This window comes from Pseudactinotalea sp. Z1748, assembly GCF_049725185.1.
In the GTDB taxonomy this organism is placed as follows: domain Bacteria; phylum Actinomycetota; class Actinomycetes; order Actinomycetales; family Beutenbergiaceae; genus CALKWS01.
On record NZ_JBMPQB010000003.1, the window covers coordinates 182,930 to 207,639 of the forward strand.

At 66.4% G+C, this 24,710-nt stretch carries 24 protein-coding genes, 1 tRNA gene and 3 pseudogenes; 20 read left to right on the plus strand and 8 right to left on the minus strand.

Features of this window, described 5'->3' with window-relative positions:
• Nucleotides 1–20 precede the first annotated feature (20 nt).
• The 4 genes from ACO0LU_RS08160 to ACO0LU_RS08175 all read left to right on the plus strand — a co-directional run bounded on the left by ACO0LU_RS08160 (nt 21) and on the right by ACO0LU_RS08175 (nt 4,656).
• On the plus strand, nt 21–1,403 hold the full coding sequence (locus ACO0LU_RS08160) for an ABC transporter substrate-binding protein (protein ID WP_424790878.1): 1,383 nt from the start codon (nt 21–23) through the stop codon (nt 1,401–1,403).
• 133 nt (nt 1,404–1,536) lie between these two features.
• The gene (locus ACO0LU_RS08165; RefSeq protein WP_424790879.1) at nt 1,537–2,394 is read left to right on the plus strand and encodes a carbohydrate ABC transporter permease; all 858 of its coding nucleotides are present in this window, start codon (nt 1,537–1,539) and stop codon (nt 2,392–2,394) included.
• A 2-nt stretch (nt 2,395–2,396) separates the two neighbouring features.
• Complete coding sequence (locus ACO0LU_RS08170; RefSeq protein ID WP_424791216.1) at nt 2,397–3,251, plus strand: carbohydrate ABC transporter permease; 855 nt, start codon at nt 2,397–2,399, stop codon at nt 3,249–3,251.
• A 49-nt stretch (nt 3,252–3,300) separates the two neighbouring features.
• Nucleotides 3,301–4,656 (plus strand): sn-glycerol-1-phosphate dehydrogenase, encoded by a 1,356-nt coding sequence (locus ACO0LU_RS08175; protein WP_424790880.1) that lies wholly within the window; start codon nt 3,301–3,303, stop codon nt 4,654–4,656.
• Between the two features lie 57 nt (nt 4,657–4,713).
• On the opposite strand, the gene ACO0LU_RS08180 is transcribed toward ACO0LU_RS08175, so the two are convergent.
• Together ACO0LU_RS08180 and ACO0LU_RS08185 are read right to left on the minus strand one after the other, a co-directional pair.
• Nucleotides 4,714–6,279 (minus strand): phosphodiester glycosidase family protein, encoded by a 1,566-nt coding sequence (locus ACO0LU_RS08180; RefSeq protein ID WP_424790881.1) that lies wholly within the window; start codon nt 6,277–6,279, stop codon nt 4,714–4,716.
• Nucleotides 6,280–6,765: 486 nt separating this feature from the next.
• Nucleotides 6,766–7,929: a Gfo/Idh/MocA family protein gene (locus ACO0LU_RS08185; protein WP_424790882.1), complete on the minus strand. Its 1,164-nt coding sequence runs from the start codon at nt 7,927–7,929 to the stop codon at nt 6,766–6,768.
• Nucleotides 7,930–8,250: 321 nt separating this feature from the next.
• Here ACO0LU_RS08185 and ACO0LU_RS08190 point away from each other — a divergent pair, with 321 nt between their 5' ends.
• The 3 genes from ACO0LU_RS08190 to ACO0LU_RS08200 are packed head-to-tail and all read left to right on the plus strand — an operon-like array spanning nt 8,251 to nt 10,477.
• Nucleotides 8,251–8,610, plus strand: a complete 360-nt coding sequence (locus ACO0LU_RS08190) for a sugar phosphate isomerase/epimerase family protein (protein ID WP_424790883.1) — start codon at nt 8,251–8,253, stop codon at nt 8,608–8,610.
• Nucleotides 8,546–9,565: a Gfo/Idh/MocA family protein gene (locus ACO0LU_RS08195; RefSeq protein WP_424790884.1), complete on the plus strand. Its 1,020-nt coding sequence runs from the start codon at nt 8,546–8,548 to the stop codon at nt 9,563–9,565. The genes ACO0LU_RS08190 and ACO0LU_RS08195 overlap by 65 nt, the downstream gene beginning before the upstream one ends.
• 48 nt (nt 9,566–9,613) lie before the next feature.
• Nucleotides 9,614–10,477 (plus strand): sugar phosphate isomerase/epimerase family protein, encoded by an 864-nt coding sequence (locus tag ACO0LU_RS08200; protein WP_424790885.1) that lies wholly within the window; start codon nt 9,614–9,616, stop codon nt 10,475–10,477.
• Between the two features lie 130 nt (nt 10,478–10,607).
• Here ACO0LU_RS08200 and ACO0LU_RS08205 read toward each other — a convergent pair whose 3' ends face one another.
• Nucleotides 10,608–12,059: a glycoside-pentoside-hexuronide (GPH):cation symporter gene (locus ACO0LU_RS08205; RefSeq protein WP_424790886.1), complete on the minus strand. Its 1,452-nt coding sequence runs from the start codon at nt 12,057–12,059 to the stop codon at nt 10,608–10,610.
• The gene (locus tag ACO0LU_RS08210) at nt 12,056–12,712 is read right to left on the minus strand and encodes an AAA family ATPase (RefSeq protein WP_424790887.1); all 657 of its coding nucleotides are present in this window, start codon (nt 12,710–12,712) and stop codon (nt 12,056–12,058) included. The genes ACO0LU_RS08205 and ACO0LU_RS08210 overlap by 4 nt, the downstream gene beginning before the upstream one ends.
• A gap of 516 nt (nt 12,713–13,228) precedes the next feature.
• On the opposite strand from ACO0LU_RS08210, the gene ACO0LU_RS08215 reads away from it, so the two are divergent.
• The 10 genes and pseudogenes from ACO0LU_RS08215 to ACO0LU_RS08260 form a co-directional block, all read left to right on the plus strand.
• Nucleotides 13,229–13,450 carry a helix-turn-helix domain-containing protein gene (locus ACO0LU_RS08215; RefSeq protein ID WP_424790888.1) on the plus strand — a complete coding sequence of 74 codons (222 nt, stop codon included), beginning with the start codon at nt 13,229–13,231 and terminating at the stop codon, nt 13,448–13,450.
• The gene (locus tag ACO0LU_RS08220; RefSeq protein WP_424790889.1) at nt 13,447–13,851 is read left to right on the plus strand and encodes an Arm DNA-binding domain-containing protein; all 405 of its coding nucleotides are present in this window, start codon (nt 13,447–13,449) and stop codon (nt 13,849–13,851) included. Before ACO0LU_RS08215 ends, ACO0LU_RS08220 begins: the two co-directional genes overlap by 4 nt.
• A 47-nt stretch (nt 13,852–13,898) precedes the next feature.
• Entirely contained in the window at nt 13,899–14,642 is a 744-nt protein-coding gene (locus ACO0LU_RS08225) for a helix-turn-helix domain-containing protein (RefSeq protein ID WP_424790890.1), read from the plus strand.
• Complete coding sequence (locus tag ACO0LU_RS08230; RefSeq protein ID WP_424790891.1) at nt 14,636–15,490, plus strand: Fic family protein; 855 nt, start codon at nt 14,636–14,638, stop codon at nt 15,488–15,490. The genes ACO0LU_RS08225 and ACO0LU_RS08230 overlap by 7 nt, the downstream gene beginning before the upstream one ends.
• A 45-nt stretch (nt 15,491–15,535) precedes the next feature.
• Nucleotides 15,536–15,727 carry a hypothetical protein gene (locus ACO0LU_RS08235; protein WP_424790892.1) on the plus strand — a complete coding sequence of 64 codons (192 nt, stop codon included), beginning with the start codon at nt 15,536–15,538 and terminating at the stop codon, nt 15,725–15,727.
• Between the two features lie 32 nt (nt 15,728–15,759).
• Nucleotides 15,760–16,805, plus strand: a pseudogene (locus ACO0LU_RS08240) (IS3 family transposase); the annotation flags it as partial.
• Nucleotides 16,806–17,051: 246 nt separating this feature from the next.
• On the plus strand, nt 17,052–17,534 hold the full coding sequence (locus ACO0LU_RS08245; protein ID WP_424790893.1) for an IS110 family transposase: 483 nt from the start codon (nt 17,052–17,054) through the stop codon (nt 17,532–17,534).
• Nucleotides 17,531–17,776: a hypothetical protein gene (locus ACO0LU_RS08250; RefSeq protein WP_424790894.1), complete on the plus strand. Its 246-nt coding sequence runs from the start codon at nt 17,531–17,533 to the stop codon at nt 17,774–17,776. Before ACO0LU_RS08245 ends, ACO0LU_RS08250 begins: the two co-directional genes overlap by 4 nt.
• 21 nt (nt 17,777–17,797) lie before the next feature.
• Nucleotides 17,798–17,920 (plus strand): annotated as a pseudogene (locus tag ACO0LU_RS08255) (IS110 family transposase); the annotation flags it as partial.
• Nucleotides 17,921–18,002: 82 nt separating this feature from the next.
• Nucleotides 18,003–18,244, plus strand: a pseudogene (locus tag ACO0LU_RS08260) (integrase core domain-containing protein); the annotation flags it as partial.
• 309 nt (nt 18,245–18,553) lie between these two features.
• Here ACO0LU_RS08260 and ACO0LU_RS08265 read toward each other — a convergent pair.
• Nucleotides 18,554–18,630: transfer RNA gene (locus ACO0LU_RS08265), tRNA-Leu, on the minus strand.
• A gap of 184 nt (nt 18,631–18,814) precedes the next feature.
• Here ACO0LU_RS08265 and ACO0LU_RS08270 point away from each other — a divergent pair.
• Both ACO0LU_RS08270 and ACO0LU_RS08275 read left to right on the plus strand, forming a co-directional pair.
• Nucleotides 18,815–19,456, plus strand: coding sequence for an ANTAR domain-containing response regulator (locus tag ACO0LU_RS08270; RefSeq protein WP_424791217.1), 642 nt, complete (start codon nt 18,815–18,817; stop codon nt 19,454–19,456).
• 66 nt (nt 19,457–19,522) lie between these two features.
• Nucleotides 19,523–20,170: an N-acetyltransferase family protein gene (locus tag ACO0LU_RS08275; RefSeq protein WP_424790895.1), complete on the plus strand. Its 648-nt coding sequence runs from the start codon at nt 19,523–19,525 to the stop codon at nt 20,168–20,170.
• A 35-nt stretch (nt 20,171–20,205) separates the two neighbouring features.
• Here ACO0LU_RS08275 and ACO0LU_RS08280 read toward each other — a convergent pair whose 3' ends face one another.
• A complete protein-coding gene (locus ACO0LU_RS08280; protein WP_424790896.1) occupies nt 20,206–20,640 on the minus strand; it encodes a PaaI family thioesterase in 435 nt (144 codons plus the stop codon).
• Between ACO0LU_RS08280 and polA the strand changes: the two genes are divergently transcribed.
• Nucleotides 20,639–23,323, plus strand: coding sequence for a DNA polymerase I (gene polA, locus ACO0LU_RS08285; protein WP_424790897.1), 2,685 nt, complete (start codon nt 20,639–20,641; stop codon nt 23,321–23,323). The two genes, ACO0LU_RS08280 and polA, sit on opposite strands and share 2 nt — an antisense overlap.
• A 44-nt stretch (nt 23,324–23,367) precedes the next feature.
• Here polA and ACO0LU_RS08290 read toward each other — a convergent pair whose 3' ends face one another.
• Entirely contained in the window at nt 23,368–23,826 is a 459-nt protein-coding gene (locus ACO0LU_RS08290; protein WP_424790898.1) for a GNAT family N-acetyltransferase, read from the minus strand.
• Between the two features lie 66 nt (nt 23,827–23,892).
• Nucleotides 23,893–24,702, minus strand: coding sequence for a class I SAM-dependent methyltransferase (locus ACO0LU_RS08295; protein WP_424790899.1), 810 nt, complete (start codon nt 24,700–24,702; stop codon nt 23,893–23,895).
• Nucleotides 24,703–24,710: the final 8 nt, after the last annotated feature.

Below are 24,710 nucleotides of genomic sequence, written 5' to 3' on the forward strand. Positions count from 1 at the left end.
AAGGAGCCCAAGGAGAACTCATGCGACAGCACCACCGAATGTCCACACGTCGCGGCTTGGTCACGGGGCTGGGCACCATCGCCGTCTTGGCACTGATGGCCGGCTGTGTGAATGGAGGCGGCTCAGAAGGGCCGCCCGAGGACGAAGTCGAATCGTTCGATTGGCGGAACTACGAAGGTAGCGAGCTCAACCTCCTGTTCAATGAGCACCCGCTGGCCAACGCCCTGTCCGCGCAGTTGCCGGAGTTCGAGGACTTGACGGGCATAGACGTCACGCTTGAGACCCTCACCGAGACCGACTACATGGTCCGCGTCCTCACCGAACTCCAGGCTGGAAGTTCCGACTACGACGTCCTGATGACATCGCAACCGATGAACTATCAGTACGCGGCGGCCGGGTGGCTCGAGGAACTCGACCCCTGGGTCGAGGACGAGCGCTACACCGCACCGGACTGGGACTTCGACGACTTCTTCGATGCCGCCATCGCCTCTCAGCGCTGGGACACCACGGAGTGGGGCGGCGCGGGGGAGGGATCCTTGTGGGCACTTCCGGCGAATGAGGAAGGCTACGCCTTGTTCTATCGCCAGGACATTCTCGAGGATGCCGGCGTCGAGGTGCCTCAGACGATCGATGAACTGATCGAGGCGGCCGAACGCCTGGACGGTTACGAGTTCGAAGGACAGACGGTCTCGGGCTTCGTCAGCCGCGGCGATCGAACGTTCCCGACCCTCAACCCCTTCAGCACCTTCTTTCTTGCCCACGGCGCGGTCGACATCGTCGACGGCCAAGCCGCGATCAACTCACCGGAGTCGATCGCAGCAACGCAGCAATGGGTCGACCTAATGAGTCACGCCCCGCAGGCAGCGGCCACCTACACCTGGTATGAGGCACAGCAGGACTTCCTCGCGGGCAACGCCGCCTTCTACATCGACGCCGACCACATGGCACCGGACTTCGAGCGTGAAGGTAGCAACATCGCCGGGAAAGTGGGCTATGCCCTGCCGCCGGAAGGGCCGGCCGGACGGGGCTCGAGCATGTGGATCTGGTCGCTGGGAATGAACGCGCACTCCGAGGACAAGGGAGCCGCATGGTTGTTCATGCAGTGGGCAACGTCCAAGGAAGTCATGACCGAGGCGATTGATCACGGGAACATGAACCCCACCCGCGTCTCGGTGGCCGAAGGCCCGGAGATGTCAGCAGCCACCGAGGACTGGGGTGACTACAACGAGGTCTGGCAGGAGATCTTGCATGAGTACGCCGAATGGGCATACTCCCCTTCCGCCACCTGGACTGAGGCGGGCGACATATGGGCTACGGCGATCCAGTCCGCCGTCCTCGGGCAGGAGTCCGTCGAGGACGCGCTGAACGACGCTGCGGAACGGATCGACGCCGTCATTGAGTAGGCGGCGAGACCCTGGTGGCCCCGGCTCGCCCGGGCCACCAGGGATCGCTCGTCCGGTGCCGCCGTGGAAGCCGACCCGCCGACCCCCAGAACGTTCCGCCCTGCCCCTGGGCCCCACATCGGGACTTGAGTTTATGAAGCACAGACCAGCACTGCCCTACCTACTCGTCCTGCCTGGTATCGCCGTGATCGTCGCGATCCTGTATCCCTTCCTCACCGGCACGTACTGGGCGTTCACGTCCTACCGGCTGAACCGGGGCGACCCGGAATTCAACTGGGGTCGGAACTTCGTCAATTTGTTCACCTCAGGCGACGGCCTGCACGCCATCAACATCACCTTCACCTACGCACTGAGCGTGGTCGCACTGGAACTGCTCATCGGGATGGCCCTGGCTCTGCTGCTCAACTACAGCCGATTAGGGTCCTACTTCAGGCTCGTCATCGTCCTGCCGTTACTGCTGCCCCCAGTGATCGCGGCGCTGATGTGGAACGTCATGCTGACCGAGAACGGCGTCGTCAACTACATCCTGGAATCGGCCGGGCTGCCCACCCTGCTGTGGCTGAGCAGTCCCGACACCGCGCTGATGTCCGTCATTCTCATCGACGTGTGGATCTTCACCCCGTTCGTTGTGCTTCTCGCCCAAGCCGGTCTGCGCAGTGTTCCGCAGGAACTGGCCGAGGCGGCCGCCGTGGACGGTGCTGGACCGGTCAGGAACTTCTTCGAGATCACCCTGCCGCTGCTGGTGCCGATCCTGGTCGTGATCGTGACCTTCCGGGGGATCGACTCACTGAAGATGTTCGACATCATCTACACCACCACCGCAGGGGGACCGGTCAACGCCACCACGAACCTGCACGTACAGGCCTACCTCGACGGCATCCGGAACCTCAACTTCGGTGCGGCGATGGCAAGCCTGATCGTGCTGTGGCTGCTGTGCTATATCAGCTCGTACCTGATGCTGAAGTTCCGGCGGAAGGAGGCACTGTCGTGACCATGCCCGACGTGCAGTACCAGCGCGGGAGAAGACGACGCAGGCTGATCAAGCAATCGGTCGCCGCCGGGGCACTGACGCTGTGGTGCCTGTTCGCACTAGCCCCGCTGGTGTGGATCTTCATGATGTCGCTCAAGGCGCCGCAGGACATCATCACCTACCCGCCCAAGTTCGTCTTCACCCCGACCATCGACAACTACCTCACCGTCTTCAGCGACGACCGGTTCCTGCAGCCGTTCATCAACTCGTTGATCGTCACGCTCGGCTCGTTGGTACTCACCCTGGTGATCGGACTGCCCACGGCTTATAGCCTTGCCCGGTTCCGGTTCAAGGGCCAGGAGAGCATCGCGTTCGGGATCCTGTCGCTACGGTTCGCTCCGGAACTCCTCATCATCCTTCCGCTCTACCTGATGTTCCAGAGCGTGGGCCTGCGGGACAGCTATCTCGGCCTCATCCTCGCCTACCAGTTGGTCACGTTGCCGATGCTGGTGTGGATGCTGCGCTCGTTCATCGAGGACCTGCCCCCGGAACTCGAAGAGGCAGTCGCCGTTGACGGCGGAACCCGGTGGACAGCGTTCCGTCATGTCCTGCTCCGACTGCTCCTGCCGGGACTGGCAGCGAGTCTGATGCTGTCCTTCGTCTGGGCATGGAACAGTTACATCCTGCCGCTGGTTCTTGGCGGCCGGAACACCGCGGTGGTCACCACCGGGATCCAGTCCTACATCTCCCACCAGTCAATCGACTGGGGTCCGATGGCCGCGGCGACGATGATCTCCATCCTGCCCGGGATCCTCTTCGCCATCTTCTCCCTGCGCTGGATCGTCAGCGGGCTGACTGCCGGAACGGTGAAGGGATGAGTTCGCGTGCGCAGCCGGCGAGCGGCCACTCGCGCCATGAAGGGAAACCATGACGAATCAACGCATTGACGCCGCCCTGGCCGCAGCAACCGATACCCGCCGGATCGCGCTTGGCAACGATGCGCTGGCGCAGGTCAGCATCGTCTTCACCGATCTGTTCGGCCATGCAGCCCGGGCGATCGTTATTGCCGATGACAACACCTACGCCGTCGCCGGCCGACGAGTCGAGGAGTCGCTTCGCGCTGCCGGTGTCGAGGTCGAGCCGGCGTTCATCTTCCCGGGTACACCCACGCTGTACGGCGATTACACCAACGTGCAAGCGCTGCGCGACCATCTCGCGAATGTCGCAGCGCACGCGGTCTGTGTGGGATCGGGGACGTTGAACGACATCACCAAACTTGCCTCCGGTGAATCGGACCGGGAGTACCTGGTGGTCGCCACCGCACCCTCCCAGGACGGTTACGCCGCGTTCGGGGCCTCAATCACCAGGGACGGATTCAAGATCACCCGGAACTGCCCGGCTCCGGCCGGAATAGTCGGGGACCTGGGGATTCTTGCGGCGGCGCCCTCATGGTTGACCGCGACGGGCTACGGCGACCTGGTTGAGAAACTGACTGCCGGTGCGGACTGGCTCATCGCCGATGCCCTGGGGATCGAGCCGGTCGATGATCACATCTGGCGTCTGGTCCAGGACCCGCTACGTGACGCTCTGGCCGATCCGGTAAGTCTTGTCCGCGGAGAGGCCGCAGCGGTCCGCAAACTCACCGAGGGCCTGGTGATGTCCGGTCTGGCGATGCAAGCGCACCAGAGTTCGCGACCCGCATCCGGTTCGGGTCACCACTTCTCGCACCTGTGGGAGATGGAGGGTCTGGGAATGACCGTTGACCCCCCGCTCTCTCACGGACTGAAGGTCGGTCTGGGGACCGTAGCAGTCGCAGCACTGTACGAGGTTGTCCTGGAGTTAGACCTGACGGGGATCGACGTGGACGCGGCGGTGGCGGCCTGGCCGAGCCGCGAGGAGGCGGAGCGCACGGTCCGAGCGGCGTTGGACGGCCCGATGGTGGAGCCATCGGTCGCGCGCTCGTTGGAGAAATATGTCGACGCCGAGCACCTGCGGGCACGGTTGGAGACCATCCGGCACCTATGGCCCGGACTTCGCAGGCGACTGCGCGACCAACTCGTCCCCGCTGGGAAGGTCCAGGAATGGCTCGACGCCGTCGGCGCTGTCTCCCACCCAGCTCAGATCGGCCTCGACATGCAAAAGTTCCGGGAGAGTTACGTTCGATCAAACATGATCCGCAACCGATTCACCGTCGTCGACCTCATGGCGCAAGTCGGGCACTTGGAGGACTGCGTCGCGCGACTATTCGCGCCGAACGGTTTTTGGGGTGCCCAGGCCTGGTGACCGTGTCGAGGTCCCAGAGCAATCGGGGCAGCGGTTGACGCCGAGACTCTGCCGGACCTACTCCTGCGGCACGATCACGATCGCATCGGCGATGGCGCGCAGGGGCTGGTTGGTGACGAGCACGTCGTCGATCACCATCGTGGTGGACCCACCGCCGTCGAGGTTGACGGCGTGTTCGGCGTCCAGTGACAGGGCAACGCGGGCTGCTTCCCAGATGCTTGCCCCGGCGCTGACCCCCGGCTGGCGACCATCGATGGTGACGAAGAAGACGGTGCCGTCCTCGGCGATTCCGGCCACGGTGCGCGGGTGGCGGCTGATGCTCCAACTGAAGAAGAAGTCCGCAGATCCGGCGAACCCATCGGCCCAGGGCTGCAGGTCCTTCTGCCCATCGGTCACCAGCCGTGGACCACCGTTGACCAAGCCGGTTACCTCATCGGAGAGTGCCTCCCCGATGGCCGTGGTGACGTGGTGGTCGACGGCCAGCGCTTGACCCACCGCAGCGTGCTCGGCCAGCCACTCCGCACCGGAGCCGATCCCCACGAGCACCGACCCATCGGCCGGGATGGCCCCGCCGCGCTCTTCCCGGACCTCACTGACCACACCGTCCTCGTCCAGCGCTACCTCGATGCCGGTGCCGGGCTCGGTGGCCGCAGCCGGCGCGGTATCAGGGCCGAAGGCCGGGGTGAGGTGGACCAGTTCTTTATCGAGCGGGATGCGGTTCAGTCCGTGCACATGCGCGCTCACCGCACCGGAGGTCGCCGTGAGCTCAGCGCCGACGGAGTCCACGGACGCAACCATGTCAGTACCGGGCTGGAACAGCAGAGCGCTTCGGAAGTCCACGAAGTCGGTGTTCGGGCTGACCTGTGCCTGTCCGCTGACGAGATCGCCGTCGGTCATGGCAAGGCCGGCGATCTGCCCGTCCACGCCGTCCTCACCAGCCACCCAGAAGAACCCGCCGTTCACCGCGGCGAGGGCCTCATGCTCGACGGCGGTTTCCGGCACGGTCGCCAGACCGGGGATCATGCCGTTCGCGAGCACTGGCTCCACTGTCCCGTTGAACTCGGTGGGATCGATCTCCAGGATGTTCACCACCCATGGCCCTGAGGTGCGGAAACCGTCCTCACCGGTGTGGCGCACCGCACCGCGCGGGTGTCCATCAGACTCCAGGACGTCCTGCAGTTCGGCCGCTGCCTCGGTGCTGGCGAAGTTCCCGGTTCGCACCACCCAGCCGACCGGTGAGGTGGACGATGGGTCGTCGGGAATCTCCCGGACGATCCGCTCCACGCGATTGCGGTATCCGTCGGCGGTGAGATCGCGGCTCAGTTCGCGGGCCTCGGCCTGATCGGTGGTGAACAGCACGTTGACGGTGTAGACGCCGTCGGCCTCCCCCCGGGTCACCGCCGTGTAGGTGACGCCAGGCGCCAGGTCGACAACCTCACGCTCCTCAGTCAGACTCGGGGAGCCCAGTGGCAGTTCACCGCCGTAGGCCTCGATTCCTGGGGGTATGTCCGGGCGTATCGGTGCTGGCAACGGGCCCTCCCACCCGTTGCTGACCTCGGTGGCCTGGGGCGCTACCCCAATAAGCGTGGGGGCGACGAGAAGCGCGACCGTAGCGGCGATCATGCGCGTGGAAGTGATGCCTCTTTGCATTCTCTGGAGCTTCCTTTGGCGTTTCGACTCAGCGCAGTGCACGCTACGGAGAGTCGTTTGAATCTGTCAATGGGTCGATGTCCAGCAGGATGGCGTGGAAGCCCCGCACCGTCCGCGCGGTATACCCCAGCCCCATTCCGCCAACGACGACGTCGAGGGCCTGCTCGTCGAGTTCGGCCAGCGCGAGGCGAGCCCTCGTACACGTCGACCCCGAGGGTCGGCTCCACCCGGCGGCGCAGGCTGAGCTCACCGATCGGGGTCGATCGCCACGCGAGTTCCTCGAAGCGGGGCCGTGCTGCCACGTGTGATCTCCATTGCCGTGTTGCCAGGACAGCAGGCACCTCGCCCCTGCGCTGCGACGCTACCGCTCCGGCACGGTTGGCGGTTGAGGCGGCGATCGTCGACTCAACGTGTGCTCGTTCGCTATCGGGTGAGGCGCGGCGCAGCGTCGCGGGCAGGTCAGCGCTCGGGGAACTTGCCTTCCGCACGGATCCGGTCGTTGAGCAGCCTGAGGTACTCGGACTCGTCGAAGTCCAGCGGGACCTCGCGTCCGAGCCAGGAGGACAGGTGGATCGCGTTGGCCAGGCGGACACCGTTGATGCCCTCGTCGCCCGGCGCAAGCAGGGGCGTGCCGTCGAGGATGTTCGCCGCGAAGTTCTCCAGCACCCCGGCGTGCTGGGCACCCCACGGGGAGTCGAACTCGAGGACCTCCTGGGTGTATAGGCTCGAGGGGTCCAACTCGCCCATGAACAGTTTGCGCACGTCCTCCATGTCCATTTCGTCCGAGAGTTCCCGCTCGTCCTTCACCAGGCGGGTGACGGTAGCGGTCTGGGAGCCGTCCACGACGATCTTGCCCTTGTCGCCGAGGATCTCGAAGCGGTCGGTGCCCACGATGTCGTGCACCGCAGTGACGAACACCCCGGTGGCGCCGTCGCCGTAGTCGACCACCGCCGTCACCTCGTCCTCGACGGCGATGTCCCGGCGGAACCCGTAGGCCACCTTGGAATGCACCGACTTGGGTACCCCGCAGATCCACTGCCACAGGTCCAACTGGTGCGGGGCCTGGTTGACCAGCACGCCGCCGCCCTCACCGCCCCAGGTGGCCCGCCACGCGGACTGCTCGTAGTAGGGCTGGGGGCGCCACCACGTGGTGATCACCCAGTTGGTCCGCCGGATCTTGCCGATCTCCCCGGCGCCGACGACCTCCTTGATCCGCCGGTAGAGCGGGTTGTTGCGCTGGTTGAACATGATCCCGAAGGTGAGGTCGGGCTTGGTCGCGGCGAACTCGTTGAGCTCCTTGACCTGGGCGGTGTACACCCCGGCGGGCTTCTCCACCAGGGCGTGGATCCCGGCATCCAGGGCGGCGATGCCCATCTGCGGGTGCAGGTAGTGCGGGGTTGCAGTGATGACGGCGTCCACCTTCCCGGAGGCGAGGACCTCGCGGTAGTCCTCGTAGCGGGGGACCTCGGGATACGCCTGGGCGGCCCGCTCCAGTGCGGTCGGGTCGATGTCGGCGATCGCCCCGATCGACATGTTCGGCACCAGATCCTTGTCGATGAAGTCGGCATAGACCCGGCCCTGGGCGCCGAAGCCGATGATGCCGAGCCTGACCTTGTCCGCCATGACAACCCCTCCGTTAGGTACCGGTCAACCTAGTGTGCCCCAGTCACGTGCGTCACGAGAGGTGAAGCGGTGCCCCGGTGGCAAAGGGTGACAACGACTAGGCTCGAGGTGCGAGCACGGCCCGGATTGAGCAGGATCAGGCTCAGGCCGATCAGCACCTCAACGAGGAGAACATCACCATGTGGACCCTTTCCGGATTCGCCGATGAGATCTCGCCCGACCTGCAGGAACAGTGCGCGGTGCTGGGCCGGCTGGGGTTCACGCACCTGGAGTTCCGCAGCGCCTGGGACGTCAACGTCCTGGACCTCGACCCCCCAGCAGTTGTCCGACGCCGCCCGGATCCTCGCCGAGCACGGCCTCAAGGTCTCGGCGATCGGGTCACCGATCGGCAAGGTCTTCATCGACGAGGACTTCGATGCCCACCTCCAGCGCGCCCAGCACGCGGTGGAGGTGGCCCATCACTTCGGCGCCAGGTACGTGCGGATCTTCTCCTTCTTCATCCGCCCCGACGACCACCGCGAGGAGGTCCTGCGCCGGATGCGTGCCCTCGCCGAGGTGGCCGAGGGCATCGAGTACCGACGAGCACGCGGCCGGCCTGCCCCTGCTGGAGGACCAGATGAAGCGAACCGCTGCCGTGGTGGGGTGCGGGGACGTGTCCACCGTCCACTTCGAGGCCATTGAGGACCTCGACAACATCGAGTTGATCGCCCTCTGCGACATCGACCCGGCCACAGCGGCGGCGGCGGGCGAGCGCTACGGGGTCCCGGCCTTCCCGGACCACGGCTCGATGCTGGACCAGGTGCGCCCCGACATCGTCCATGTCTGCACCCCGCACCACGAGCACACCCAGGTGGTGATCGACTGCCTGGCCGCCGGTGTCAACGTGCTGCTCGAGAAGCCACTGGCGCACCGGCTGTCGGACGGGGAGCGGATTGTGGCGGCCGCCGCGCAGAGTTCGGCCCGGATCGGGGTGTGCCTGCAGAACCGCTACAACCTCACCTCCCAGGCGGCCCGGCGCGTGCTGGACTCCGGCGAACTCGGCGCGGTGCAGGGAGCCAGCGCAACGGTGATGTGGACCCGCACGGCCGGCTACTACCAGGCCAAGCCCTGGCGCGGGCGGTGGGAGACAGCCGGTGGCGGCCTGCTCATCAACCAGGCGATCCACACCATCGACCTGCTCCAGTGGCTGGTGGGGGACGTGGCCACCGTCTCCGGCTGCGCCACCACGCGGATGTACGCGGACGTGATCGAGGTGGAGGACACCGCCGAACTGCTGCTCACCCATGAGGACGGCGCACGCAGCGTCTTCTACGGCACCCTCGCCAACGTGGTGCACAGCCCCGTCACCCTCGACGTCTTCGCCGAGCATGGCTCGTTGTCCCTACGCGGGGACCTGCGCATCACTCGGGCCGACGGCCGGGTGGAGGTGGTGACCGAACGGGAGGCGCCCACCAGCGGGCGCACCTACTGGGGGGTGTCCCACGAGATCCTCATCGACGACTTCTACCGTCGGCTCGAGGACGACCAGCCCTTCTGGATCACTCCCGCCGAGGCACTCAAGAGCCTGCGGATCGTCCAGGAGGTCTATGCCCAGAGCCACCCTCAACTGTTCCGCGAGGCCGCCACGACGCACTGACCACCCGCCCGAGCCGGCTACCGGCCACGATCACAGGAGGAGATCCAAATGGCCACCATCGGTGTGCAGATGATGATGCTCAAGTCCGCGGTGGAGGAGGCCGGACCGTTCGAGATACTGCGCCGGCTCAAGAAAGACGTCGGGTTCCGGGCCGTGGAGGTCTCGCAGATCCCGATGACGGCGGAGAACGTCGACCAGATGGTACGCGCCCGCGAGGAGTTTGGCATCGACTTCGGGGCGCTGTCAGCCGCCGTCCAGGCGCCCGAGGGCGCCCCCAACGACTCGCTGACCTCCGACTTCGACAAGATCGTCGCGGACGCCAAGGCGCTGGGTGCCGAGCGGCTGCGCATCGGGATGATGCCCTTCGACGCGATGGCCTCCCACGAGCAGTTGTTGGACTTCTGCCGGCAGGCCGACGAGGCAGCCGTGCGGCTGGCCGAGCACGGGCTTACGTTGCACTACCACAACCACCACATCGAGTTCGCGAAGCTGGACGGGGAGTTGATCCTCGACATCATCCGTGACGCCGCCCCGAACATGCGCCTGGAGATCGACGTGCACTGGGTCCAGCGCGGCGGCAAGGATCCGGTTCGCACCTTGCAGAGGTACGCCGGCCTGGTGGACCTGGTGCACCTCAAGGACTACCGGATCGGACATCTCGACCCCTCGGCCTTCGAGGCGCTGAGGGCCGGGGACCTCCAGGCCTTCATGCAGGCCTTCACCGGGGTGGTGCAGTTCGCCGAGGTGGGCGAGGGCACCCTCGAGTGGCGCGAAGTCATCGACACCGCCATCGAGGCGGGAGCCAAGTACCTGTTCATCGAGCAGGACAACCAGTACGGCCGCGACCCCTTCGACTGCCTGGCCACCTCCCGAAAGAACCTCGTCGCCCTGGGCTACGAGAACCTGCTCTAACACTCCGTCTGGGCGGTATCGACCCAACCCGCCCCAGCCTGCCCCGCCGCGCCAGGACTTTCGGGCCGATCCAGAGCCGCCGTCGGGCGGGTAGGCGGCCAACCGAGAGGTCAGGAGCCCGCCGGCCCGGTCAGCGCGGCTCGTTGGTGCGGCGGATGGCGATCGCCTCGGTGATCTCGCGGAACTTCTTCTCAGTCAGCGGATAGGCAGCCATCACCAGCAGCGAGAGCAGGATGAATCCGCCCACCAGCCCGCCGGCCCAGATCTGGATGTTGCCGGCGACCCCGGCCGCCTGGTCCTCCCCGGAGGAGGCGGCCGTCGCACTGAATCCTGCCCAGGTCAGCGCCAGGCCGCCGACGAAGCCGCCGAGCGCCTGGCCCATCTTACGGGTGAAGGAGAAGACGGCGTAGGTGGTGCCCTCGGTGCGCTGGCCGGTCTGCCACTCGCCGTACTCGACGCAGTCGGCCTCCAGGGCCCACATGAGGGTATTGACGCCATTGAGGCCGATGCCGACGAAGAAGAACGCGACCGGGCCGAGCATCGCGATCTCGCCCAGGGGGGCTAGCCCGAGAACTGCGGCGCCGAGGATGCCGACGCCACCGAACAGTAAGTATCCGCTGCGCTTGCCGATCGTGCGCACCAGGGTGGGGATCAGTGGCCCGACGATGAAGATCGCCAGCGTCTGGGCCAGCGTGTTCCAGGCGATGTACTGGGCGTCGCGTTGGACGTAGATAGCGATGTAGGCGCCCAGGGTGCTGAACGCGGTGATCCCGGTGAGGAAGAGCACGGCGCCGAGCGAGAGCCGCAACAGGGGCTTGTTCGCGACCAGGGTGCGCAGGCTGTCGCGCAGGGAGACGGTGGCCATAGGGCGGGCGACCTGCTCCTGGGTGTTGAACACGAGGAACAGGTAGAGCAGCATGCCGACGACGACGAAGGCGCCGGTGGTGATGAACAGCGACTGCTGCAAAGCCGCGGGGTCCTGCTCGTTGGCCCGGATCTGCGGGGCGATGATGAAGGCCAGCGCGAGGACGGCCAGTGCGGCGCCGTAGCCGCGGAAGGCGGCGAGCTTTCCGCGCTCGGCCGGGACCTGGGTGATCGAGGGCGCCATCGATCCGTAGGCGATGTTTACCAGAGTGTAGAAGATCGATCCCATCAGGATGTAGGTGATGTACATATAGGCGACTGCCGCGCCGCCGGAGATGTCGGGGAAAATGATCTTCGCCGAGTAGATCGCCCAGCTCGACACCAGCAGTGGCAACGAGAACCACAGGATGAACGGCTTGAACTTGCCCAGTCGCCCGGCCTTCTTGGCGTCGATCAGCCGGCCCACTGCGACGTCGCTGATGGCGTCGACGAGGCGCACGAAGAGGAACATTGTGCCGACGATCGCCCCCTCCACTCCCACGACGTTCGTGAAGTAGAGGATGAGGAACATCCCGGCCATCGTGAAGGACAGGTTGTTCGCGGCGTCTCCGGCGGCGTAGGCGAGGTAGTTCCGCAGGGTCAGAGTGCGCGGGCCGGTCAATGGCGAAGATGGCGTGGGGGCGGCCATTGCTGCCCCTCCGGGGTGGATGGTGCTCATCGCGTACTCGATTCGATGACGTCGACGATCACGTTGGCGACGGCCAACTCAGGGATGCGGCTGGTGTTGATGACGAGGTCGTAGCGGGCGGGATCGTGCGGATCCCAGCCGTACAGGACCCGCGACATGTCGGCGCGGACCTGGTCCTCGCGGCCCTGACGCCGGGCCGCCTTGTCGACCGGGATCCCGGTGGCCTCCGCCGCCCGCTGCACCCGGTCCTTGACGTCGCCGGTGAGCAGGACGTGCACGGTGCGCGGTCGCGCGGCCAGGATGACCGTCGCGTTACGCCCGATGATCACCCCGCCCTCCTCGGCGTAGCGCCACACGGTGTCGTTGTTGTCGGCGACGAGGTCGCGCTTCTCCTTCTGGGTCGTGACGACGTCGCGCCCCTCGAAGCCTCCGTAGGCCCCGCCCATCGCCGAGAAGACCTGGGCCAGGGTCGCCCGGTTCTTCAACGATCCGGCATCGGTACCACCCGCGATCTCCTCGGAGCTGAAGGCCTGCTCGTGGTAGGGCAGTCCGAGCCGCTCGGCCACGACCCTTCCGATGGCCTCGGCTCCGGCGCCGTACTGTCCCCAGATGGTCACGACCGGTCGCGGACTGGTGCCGTCGGCGGCCCCCCGGCCGCTCTCAGCCGCTGAGTGCGTGGGCATCTCAACCTCCCCGTCGAGTTCTCTCCACCTTAGCCGCAAATGTGACGTGGGTCTCATTTTGACTGGCGAGGTTGATCGTGCCGTGGGGGTATCCGCACACTGTTTTCTGCTGCCTCGACCCCAGTGAAGATCACGACGCACCGGCGCACGGCGATAGCGTCGCCGGCGGCAGGATGAGATCGACCGGGCCCCACAGCCCCGGAACTCACCGCGAGAGCAAGCCGTCGGTGCAATCGGAAGGGTTTGGAGGTGGCAGTATGTCAGTGCCCCGAGTGGGATTCAAACCCCCACACCAACACTGGGCCCTTTCACCGACCATAACGCTGTGACCTGCAACGATACATCACTTTCTCCACTCAGAGCTTGCTGTCACTACGGCGTGACAACAGGTTTTGACAACACTTCAGAAGCGGAACATCTCAAAACGGGCCGCGACACATGGCGCGTTCAGTGCCCGAATCGGCCTCGCCGGAGCACCAAGGACACGCAGTCGCATCTGCCGCACATAGGGGGATCATGACCAACAACAAACGCATCACCTCCGTCCACGACCTGCGCACCACCGACAGGATCGCCATTACCCACACCGAGGTCGCCGCCCTACTCGGCATCGACGCCCGCACCGTGGCCAGCTCCATCGAAAAAGGGGAACTCCCCGGTCGTAAGTTGGGCCGCAAACTTCTCATCCCCACCCATGCCGTACTCGACGCCTTCGACATCCCCCAGACCGCAGCATGAGCACACGCCGCAGACGCAGCGATGGTGAAGGTTCGATCACCCCATATCAATCGGCCACCGGTCCCAGGTGGCGAATCTCCTGGCGCGAACACAAGGACCCAGACCGGCCAGAACTCGGCCGACGCCAACGCACCAGACGTGGTTTCGAAACAGAGCGAGCAGCGCGCCAGGAACTCAGGGACATGCTCTCCAAGGCGGAGAGGGGGCAGCGCACCACGGTAAGCGCCGACACCTTCGAGCCTTACGCGCTGAAGTGGCTCAAGAGCAAGCGCGTCTCAGAAAGCACATGGGACAGTTACCACCGGCTGCTCACACTGCACGCCATCCCCAGGATCGGGGGACTGCACATCGCTAAGCCTCGATCCACCGCCCGGTTACCCGATCGGTGGATCGAGGTTTAGGCCACAGGCTCCCATATATGCGTTACCTGCCTGCTATGCTCCCATATATGCGAGACTCATTCGGGTCGTTAGTTCAGGCCGCCATCAGGGACTCCGGGTTGACTATCAGTCAGGTCGCCCGGCGCTCCGGGGTGTCCGCTTCCACGATCCACCGCGTGCTCGCATCGGAAGTCTCCCCGTCTATCGCGACGCTAGTAGAGATCCTCGCCGCTTGCGGACAATCGATCCCCGCCGTTACCGAGCCACTATCAGACCCGTTGGCGCCGGCAGCCGCACGCGCAATGCTGGACGACTACAACCCCGGTGAACTACCCATCAGCACCTGGCAGGACCGCCTGCAGCGCTGGGCCAACGGTGAGCCGCTGGAGATTGCCCGCCAGGCCGGCGAAGCAGCAGGCGTACGACTGCGCCCAGGCGCCTTCTACACCCGCAAAGCCCCTACCTTGGGGCACATCGCCTCTACCGGTCACACCTACGGAGAAGCGTGGGCTGTCTCAGGTGCAGCCGGGCTCATCCTGCCGGACCTGACCGACGATTGCCCCGAGCCCACAGTGGTGTGGTACCAGGACCCGTCTGCTTTCACCAGATTGCTCACAGGACGACAGTGGTACCAAGGCCCAGCACCAGCCGGGGCCGCGCTAATCGTGGTACCCGCCGAACCTGAACTGCACCAAGGGTCGTTCGTGCACAACCACGTCAGCTACGCCGCCCCCATGCAGATCGTCATGGACTCCATCAGCCTCGGCGGCGAGGTTGCCGATATAGCACTGAAGGAGGCCTCGACATGGTGAACAGGCCAGGCAAGTGGGCTGTTGGCTCCAATCAGTACCTCAAGCGCCCCCGACCCGGCCGCGATGAGCCGCAAGACGTGCACCTGTCCGCACCGGTGGACCCCGTTGAGCGGCATGCGCAGCGCGACGCCCTTGGCATCACCTTCGATCACTTCGACGTGGACGGCATAAAACCTTCGGGTACCGATCGGGCCCGGGCTCGCTTCAGGGCGCGCCTGCCAGATCTGGTGTGGAACGCTGCCGCCCTGGAAGGGAATACGTTCACCCTGCCCGATGTGCGCACCCTGCTGGAGGGCGGCACCGTGGGCGGTCGCACACGCTTCGAGCAAGACCAAGTCTTAGCGCTGTCCGAGGCGTACAACGAACTGGACGAGATGGTCGCCGATGGCACCTTCATCATGTCCAAAGACACCTCCGACCGGCTGCACGGCCTGTTGGCCAGGCACGAAGCGATCGAGTCTGGGCACTTTCGCGGTGAAGGTGATGTCACCGGTGGGGGGAGCGTGAGACTGGCCAGCGGTGGGACCGTGGAGGGTATCGAGCACGGGGCCGGCGGTGCCGACCTAATGGCACGGTATGAGGGGATGGTGGAGTATCTGAATACTGTCGCCGACCCCAGGAAGCGGGCGTTGATCTACTTCGCCTCGGCCACCAGGGCGCAGTTCTACTTCGATGGCAACAAACGCACGGCACGACTCATGGCCTCCGGGATCCTCATGTCCAGTGGGTACGACACCGTGAACGTGCCGGTGGCACGGAAGCTGGAGTTCAACCTGGCATTGGATGAGTTGTTCTCCACGGACGAGGCCACCATGCTGCTGCGGTTCCTGGCCGACTGCACAGACTGACCATCTGCCGCACATAGAGCGCCACCATCCAACATGGAGGCGACTGTGGACATCCTTGACCCCTACAAGGGCACGGGCGACGCACCACCGACGCCTGCACGCGGCGGCTTCATGCACAACTTGTCGTCGTGGTTGCGCGGGACGCCCTGGTGGGGCTGGGCGCTGTTCGCCGGTGCGCTGGGCGGGGCCGGCTGGTACGCCTACTGGGGTGCCACTGAACCGCACTGGGTTTGGTAGAGACTCCTGAGTTTGGGAACGAGGGTGGTCTCATGCCACGACAAGGTTCTGCTGGGAAGCCGACGACACGTCGGTACAGCGAGGAAGAGAAGGCGGCTGCGGTGCGGATGGTGCGCGCCCTGCGTGCAGAGTTGGGGACGTCGCAGGGGACGGTGTTGAGGGTCGCTGATCAACTGGGTTATGGGGTGGAGTCGGTGCGGAGTTGGGTCAAGCAGGCCGACATCGACGCCGCAGACGCGCCGGGGATCAGCACTGAGCGCAGCGCCCGGGAGAAGGCGCTGGAGCAGGAGAAACGTGAGTTGCGCCGGGCCAACGAGATCCTGAAGCGGGCCGCCAGTTTCTTCGGGGCGGAGCTCGACCGCCAACACAAGTGATCGTGGCGTTCAACGACGCCAATCGGGAGGAGGTCGTCGATGGTCGTAGGCTCGGAGTCGAGCCGATCTGCACCGTCCTGCGCACGGCAGGGGTACAGATCGCTTCGAGCACCTACTACGCCGCCAAGAATCGCCAGCCCTCAGCCCGGGCGGTACGCGATGTCGAGTTGAGGACGGTGCTGCGCCAGTTGTGGCAGGACAACTACCGCGTCTACGGGGTGCGCGAACTGTGGAAGGCGGCCCGCCGGGCCGGCCACAACGTAGGCCGGGACCAGGTCGCTCGGCTGATGCGCGCTGAGGGCATCGCCGGGGCCGTGCGCACCAGACGGGTGCGCACCACCGGCCCGGACCAGGGCGCGCCCAGGCATCCGGACCTGGTCAAGCGCGACTTCACCGCCACCGCCCCGAACCAGTTGTGGGTGACGGATCTGACGTTCGTACCGACCTGGGCCGGGATCGCCTACGTGTGCTTCATCATCGATACGTTCTCCCGGATGATCGTCGGCTGGCGGGTCGCTGGGCACATGCGCACCCAGATGGTCCTGGATGCCATCGAGATGGCCCGCTGGTCCCGCGGCACCCACCTGGACGGGCTTCGGTGCCACTCCGATGCCGGGTCCCAGTTCACCTCGCTGCGCTACGGCGAACACCTCGCCGAGATCGGCGCGGTCCCCTCGATCGGCACCGTCGGCGACAGTTATGACTGTGAGCAGAATGAGAGCGCTGCCTGGCCGGTGCCTGGCCCTTGCTTACGACTGGCCGTGGTGCCTTGGCGTTGATCTGTCGGCACACGGGTCAAGGTGGCGATCAACGCACACGCCGGCTGGCCGGGGAGGCGGTGACGCAATAGGGGCCTGATCGTCAAACCCGACCCATCACAGTCTTGTCCTGCCCGCCCTGGCCAGTTGGCTCCGACCACCGGAAGGGCAGCCATGACCAGTATGACCGTAGTGCCCGTCGAGCAGATTGCCGCCCGGCGACTCATCGTCGGCGTCGACACCCACAAGTACGTGCACGTCGCCATCGACCACCTGGGCGCACGGATCGCAGCACAGCACGTCGCCGCCAACCGCCAGGGGTACGCCCAGCTTGAGGCGTGGGCAGCGTCGCTGGCCGGGAACGGCCGCGTCATCGCCTTCGGGGTCGAGGGCACCGGCAGCTACGGCGTTGGTCTGGCCAGCTTCCTGCGCCGGACGGGGCACCGCGTCATCGAGGTCAACCGTGGCGACCGCCGCGGACGACGCAGCAACGGCAAGAGCGACACCCTGGATGCTGAAGCAGCCGCTCGTGCAGTTCTCGGCGGCGAGGCCCTCGCGATCCCGAAGTCCGCCGACGGCACCGCCGAGATGATCCGTCAGGTCAAGATCGCGCGCGACACCGCACGCAAAAGGCCCGCACCAGCGCGGTCGTCACGCTCAAGGCCCTCATCGTGACCGTGCCCGCCGAGTTGCGTGAGAAGCTCACCGGCCTGTCGGACATGGTCCTCATCGACAGGTGCGCAGCCTTGCGTCCGGGAGCGGTCTCATCCCCGACCGCCAGTGCCAAGCACGCGCTGCGGACGCTGGCCAGGCGCTACCAGAGCCTCAACACCGAGATCGGCCAGCACGACACCATCCTGGACGACCTCACACGCGCCCACGCACCGACGCTCAGAGCCCCGCTGGGCATCGCCTGAGTTGGCCGTGAGCCAACTCAGGTCATCGTCCGCATGCGCTTCCACCAACCGACCATCGACTACGTGACCAGACGCACGGCCGAAGGACTGTCCAAACGCGACATCATCCGCTGCCTCAAGCGGTACCTCGCCCGCGAGATCTACCAGGCCGTCATGACCGACCACCGCGCCCGGCAACGAGCCGCTCAAGAGGCTCCCACGCCAAGTCTTGACCTATAGGGACGTCAACGCCCTAGCCGAGACGACCAACGGCTACTACAAGGCCGAACTCATCCGCGGTCCGATCCGCGCCGAGCGCGCGGCCATTGGAAGGCCGTCGAGGACGTCGAACTGGCCACCCTGGGCTGGGTGCACTGGCACAACAACGACCGGTTGCACAGCTACCTCGGCGACCTACCGCCAGCCGAGCACGAGCAGGCCTATTATGCTGCTCAACGGACCGACCAACCCCTGGTCGGAATCCAATAATCCGAGTCTCCATCGAACCCAGTGCGGTTCAGCACCCGTGTTGGCAGTGGGCGACGCCCGGCAGGATCGTTCGTGGTGGGGTCAGAACAGGGGTACCCCGTTGGCGCTGCCGGAGTAACTGCCCTTCTTGGTGGTGAGCAACAGGATGATCTCCACGAAGCTCCTGGGGTGTCGACGTGACAACACTTTTGACAACACTTCTGGGCTGTAGCCCCTTGTGCCAGATGCGCGAAATGGCGATGATGTCACTATGCATAACGCCGTGACCTGCGAAAACACCGCTCCGGGTGTATCGCTTGCTGGCAAATGTGGTGCCCCGAGTGGGATTCGAACCCACACTGGATCGGGTTTGAGCCGAACGCCTCTGCCGGTTGGGCTATCGGGGCGGATCCGGCACCAGCCTACCGCTGCCGGACAGCGTAGCGAGAACACTGTCGCGAGTCTCACACGAGCCTAAGCGTCAACAGCCGCGCGCTCGGACGCTCGGGAGGGATAGAGTTTGTCACTGTGAGCGAGGATCAGAACGGCGCTGCGGCCCCGGAAAGCACCAAGGACAACCAGCCCCTGGACCTGGACGACATCCAGGTCCCCGCTGCTGAGCGCAGTGGCGGAGGCGACCCGGATCGGCCCAAGCGCCGCGTCGTGGTCGCCGAGGACGAGGCCCTGATCCGCCTGGATGTGGTGGAGACCCTGCAGGACGCCGGTTACGAGGTGGTGGGTGAGGCCGGGGATGGCGAGACCGCCGTCACGATGACTACCGAGCTGGAACCAGACGTCGTCGTCATGGACGTCAAGATGCCCCAGCTCGACGGCATCTCCGCCGCCGAGCGGATCACCAAGGCTCGCATCGCTCCGGTGGTGCTGCTCACTGCGTTCTCCCAGACCGAGCTCGTGGAGCGGGCCCGGGACGCCGGCGCGATGGCCTACGTGGTCAAGCCGTTCACGCCCGAGGACCTGCTCCCGGCGTTGGAGATCGCACTGTCGCGCCACAAGGAGATCACCGCCCTGGAGTCGGAGATCGCCGATCTGACCGATCGGTTCGAGACCCGCAAGCGGGTGGATCGGGCCAAGGGACTGCTGATGACCAAGATGGGTCTGACCGAGCCTGAGGCCTTCCGGTGGATCCAGAAGACCTCCATGGACCGGCGCCTGACGATGCGCGAGGTGGCCGACGCAGTGATCGAGCAGGTCGGCGGCCGTTCCGACGACTGAACTCGAAGGTCACAATTCGGCAACGAATTGCGCTAAGGTGCCGAAAGTCGTCGAAGGGAACTACTGGTGCGCGTAGTGCAGGCCCGGCTCGCTGAGCCCGCTGACCTGGATGCCGTCGTCCCGGTGCTGCGGTCAGTGCGTGCCGAGTCCCCACTGGGTGCGCAGTTGGTCAACCCCGATGCGGACCTGGACGGGCACCTGCGTGCCTGGTACGCCCTTCCGAACGCCTACATGGTCCTCGCCGAAGCCGATGACCAGGTCGTCGGGGTCGCCCTGGCGCAGGTGATCGAGGCGAACCTGTTCTCCGACGTGGCCTACCTGCAGATGGAGGCCCTCTATGTGCAGACCGCGTTCCGACGCCGGGGTGCCGGCCGGGCGCTGATGGGCCAGTTGGGCCTGGTGGGCGCCCGGGCGGGTGCCGAGCAGGTGGTCACGATGCCGATCAGCGGCTCACGTAGCGAGCAGCGCTTCCTCTCCGGACTCGGCTTCACCGTGGTCGGCGCCCGCAGGATGACCCCCACCGCAGCGCTGCTACGTCGCATGGAGCAGCAGGCCAAGGGTCGGGAGCGGCGCGGACGTGGTATCGACGAACTGATCGCCCGGCGACGTCGCTCCCGGGGTCTTCCGCCCACACCACCGGCCGGGGTGTCACTGAGTGAGTTGGCCGACCGGGCCGAGGACCTCCTCGCCGACGGAGCGCGTAGCCGCGAGTAGACGGACGGGCGTAGGCGCGCGGGAGCGCGAGCCGGTCAGCGCATGGTGATCAACTGGCAGGTCAGGCGCGCGGTCGCCACGCGAGCGCCGTCGTCGTCGGTGATGACCACGTGGTAGCTGGCGGTGCGCCCGCCCAGGTACAACGCCTGGGCCTCCCCGTGCACCCAGCCGCTGCGTACCGCGCGGTGGTGGGTGATGTTCAGGTCCACCCCTGCGGCGCTGCGGGACTGACCTCCCGTTGCACCGGCCGTGGCGTGGGCGTGGGCGGCAACCGACGCCAGTGTCTCGGCCAGGGCCGCGCTGGCGCCGCCGTGCAAGAGTCCTGCCGGCTGGGTGTTGCCCGCCACCGGCATCCGTCCGGTGGCGCGCTCAGCACCGATCTGGTCCAGTTCGATGCCCAGACGGACGATCAGCGTGTGGGCGAGTTCCTCGGGCGTGTAGATGGTGTTGTTCTCGTCGGTGTCGGTCATGGGTCATAGGCTGTCAGGCGTGAGTGAGAACGCGCGACCCAGGCTCCTGTTGATCGATGGCCACTCGATGGCCTATCGGGCGTTCTTCGCCCTCCCGGCGGAGAACTTCGCCACGACCACCGGGCAGACCACCAATGCGGTGTACGGCTTTACCTCCATGCTGATTAACCTGTTGCGCGATGAGACCCCCACACACGTAGTGGTCGCCTTCGACGTCTCCAGCGCCACGTTCCGCAAGGAGAGCTACCCCGAGTACAAGGCCACCCGTGATGAGACCCCCGATGAGTTCAGGGGCCAGATACCCCTCATCGAGGAGGTGCTGGCCGCCCTGGCTGTGCCGACGGTGGGAATCGAGGGCTTCGAGGCTGATGACATCCTCGCCTCCTACGCCACCCGGGCCCAGGGGGCAGGGATGGAGGTGCTGGTGTGCTCGGGCGATCGGGACACTTTCCAGCTCGTCGATGGCGCCACCACGGTGCTGTATCCGCGCAAGGGTGTCTCGGACCTGGTGCGGATGACCCCGGAGGCGGTGCAGGAGAAGTACGGGGTACCCCCGGCCCGCTACTCTGACCTGGCCGCCCTGGTGGGGGAGAGCAGTGACAACCTGCCCGGAGTTCCGGGCGTTGGCCCCAAGACCGCCGCGAAGTGGATCGGGGCGTATGAGAACCTGGCCGGCATCATCGCCCAGGCCCCGCAGATCAAGGGCAAAGTTGGGGAGAAACTGCGCGACCACCTCGATCAGGTCATGCTGAACCGGGAACTGAACGAACTGCGCCGGGATCTCGAGCTCCCCTACACCCTGGACGATCTGGCCCGGCGCGCGTACCAGCGTGAACAGGTGCACCAGGTCTTCGATGCCCTGGAGTTCCGGGTGCTGCGGGACCGGCTGTTCGCGATGGAACCCACCGACGCCGAGTCGGCCGACGCCGGTGTCTTCGAGGTCACCCTGGCCACCGAACCACCGGGGGAGTGGCTGGGTACCCGTACCGGGAAGGTGCTCGGGCTGGATGTGCGCGGCAGCGGAGGGCCGGCCGGTGCGGACGCGTGGGCGGTGGCGATCGCCGACGACGACGGCAACGCCATCGAGGTGGACCTCGCCGACGTAGCACCCGAGCAGGAGCAGGTACTGGCGCGCTGGTTGGCCGATCCGGACGCGCCCAAGGTGATGCACGAGGCCAAGAGTGCCTGGCACCGGTTGCGCGGGCGGGGGCTGGCGCTGGCCGGGGTCACCTTCGATACCGCGTTGGCGGCCTACCTGTGTTACCCGGATCAGCGTAGCTACGCCCTGGCGGACCTGACCGTGCGCCACCTACAGCGCGAACTGCGGACCGAGGAGGCCGACGGGCAGCAGACGTTGGATCTGGACGGCCCCGATGAGGCCACCCTCAGCGCCACCCGGGCTGCGGCAGTGCGGGCGCTGGGCGACGCGCTCGCCGAGGAGGTCGAGTCCCGGGCGGCGACGGGGTTGCTGCAGGACCTGGAACTGCCGGTGGCGCAGGTGCTGGCACAGATGGAGAAGGTCGGCATCGCCGCCGATTCCGGCTACCTGCGCGGCCTGGAGTCGGAGTTCGACGCCGGTGTGCGTGAGGCCGCTCAGAGCGCCTACGACGTGATCGGTCGGGAGGTGAACCTGTCCTCACCCAAGCAACTCCAGGAGGTCCTCTTCGACCAGCTCGATATGCCCAAGACCCGCAAGACCAAGACCGGTTACACCACCGACGCCGACGCCCTGGCGGAGTTGTTCGTCAAGACCGAGCACCCGTTCCTGCAGCACCTGCTCACCCATCGGGACCTGATCCGGCTGCGCCAAACGGTCGAGGGCCTGTTGCGCACCGTGGCCGAGGACGGGCGCATCCACACCACCTACTCCCAGACGATCGCGGCCACGGGCCGGTTGTCCTCGGCGGAGCCGAACCTGCAGAACATCCCGATCCGCACCGAGGAGGGTCACCGGATCCGGCAGGCGTTCGTGGTGGGCGAGGGATTCGAGACCCTGCTCACCGCCGACTACTCCCAGATCGAGATGCGGATCATGGCCCACCTGTCCGGTGATGAGGGCTTGATCGAGGCGTTCCGCACCGGGGAGGACCTGCACTCCTTCGTGGGCTCGCGGGTGTTCGGGGTGGAACCTGACCAGGTGAGCGCCCCGATGCGGGCGAAGGTCAAGGCGATGAGTTACGGCCTGGCCTACGGCCTCAGCGCCTTCGGGTTGTCCAAGCAACTCAAGATCGCCACCGCCGAGGCGCGGGCCCTGATGGAGGAGTACTTCGAACGCTTCGGTGGGGTGCGCGACTACTTGACCGGCGTGGTCGAGGATGCCCGCAGCACCGGGTTCACCGAGACCATCCTGGGTCGGCGCCGCTACTTGCCGGACCTGACCAGCGACAACCGCCAGCGCCGGGAGATGGCCGAACGGATGGCCCTGAACGCCCCCATCCAGGGCAGCGCCGCGGACCTGATGAAGGTGGCCATGCTCGGTGTGCAGCGCGACCTCCTTGATCGCGGCCTGGCCTCCCGGATGCTGCTGCAGGTGCACGACGAACTGGTTCTGGAGGTGGCGGCCGGCGAGCGCGAAGAGGTCGAGCAGATCCTGCGCGAGCAGATGTCCGGTGCCGCCGAGTTGACGGTGCCGCTGGAGGTCTCGGTGGGCGTGGGCACCGATTGGCGCACCGCCGGCCACTGAGGATCGGCCGCTCCGGGGGCCGGCTCCGGTGACCTGCGCCGGTGTCAGCGCCCGAAGCGGTTCAGCCGCTGCCAGGGCCAGGCCGCGCGTAGCCAGGAGTGCAGAACGTCGGCCAGCGGCGTGTCCAGATCCGCGCGGTCGGCCCGCACCCACGACTGGACGTCGACGTCGTAGTCCGGCGAGGCGGCGGGGTACAGGTACACGCAGCCGATGACGTCGCCGTCTGCTGGGTCCAGGACCGTGAAGGTGAAGCCCTTTCCGGCGGCGAAGTCGTCCGCGTGGCGTCGCAGATCCCGCAGATTGTCCTCGGGCGACATCCCCTCATGCGGAGGCCAGCGGCCATCGGGGTAGCCCGGGGTGTTCCGGATGTGCTCCACGCTCGATGTCCATGCCGCCAGGTCGGCATCGTTGTGCTGGGGGCCCAGGGGCTCGAGCCGGAACTGGTCGGTGACCAGGGAAGTCGGGGGTCTGAATCCGGTGGGGATGAATGTCGTGGAGGCCATGGAAATACGGTACGAGCAGCCGGCGGAATATCACCCTGATTTTCCGCCGCCCGCCGATGGGACCACTCATCGCAGGGTGGTGGCGAAGATCGCGGTCCCGGGAAGGAAGGCCCCGCGCTCGGGCCCCCATCCGCCCCAGATGTTGGTGTTGCCCGGCGGCCACTCGGGTTCGACCAGGCCGGTCACCCGCAGCCCGGCGCCGACCAGGTCGCCGATGTGATCGCCCATGGTGCGGTGGAACTCGCTGTAGAGCACCTCCCTTTCGGGTCCGGTCTCGGCATAGGGGGTCCGGTCGAAGTAGGAGCGCACCACCGACATGCCGTGCCTGGTGGGGTCGTCGGGGAAGGCCCAACGGATCGGGTGGGTCACGGAGAACACCCACCGGCCACCGGGGCGCAGTACCCGGGCCACCTCGGTGTGCACCCGATCGGCGTCGGCCAGGAACGGGATGGCACCGAAGGCGGTGAACACCACGTCGAAGGAGGCGTCGCCGAACGGCAACGCGCGAGCGTCGGCCACCAGCGCCGGCACGGCGATGCCGGTGCGTCGGTCCAGTTCAGCGGCGGCGGCGATCATCCCCGGCGCCACGTCGGAGGCGATGGCGCTCACGCCCTGGCCGCGCAGCCACCGGGAGCACTGGGCCGCGCCGGCGCCGACCTCCAGCACATCCTCGGTGCGCAGCCGCTCCAACGGACCGAGGAGCTGCGCCTCACTCTCGCGCAGGCCCTCCGGGCACCAGCAGAAGTCGGCGTCGCCGAGGAAAGGGCCGTGCTCGCCCAGATAGTCATCGGCGACGGCACTCCACCAGTCCCGGTTGGCGTGTGCTGCCGCCTCGCGGTCGACCTCGAAGTAGCCGGCTCCGGTGAGTTCACCCATGCAGCCCA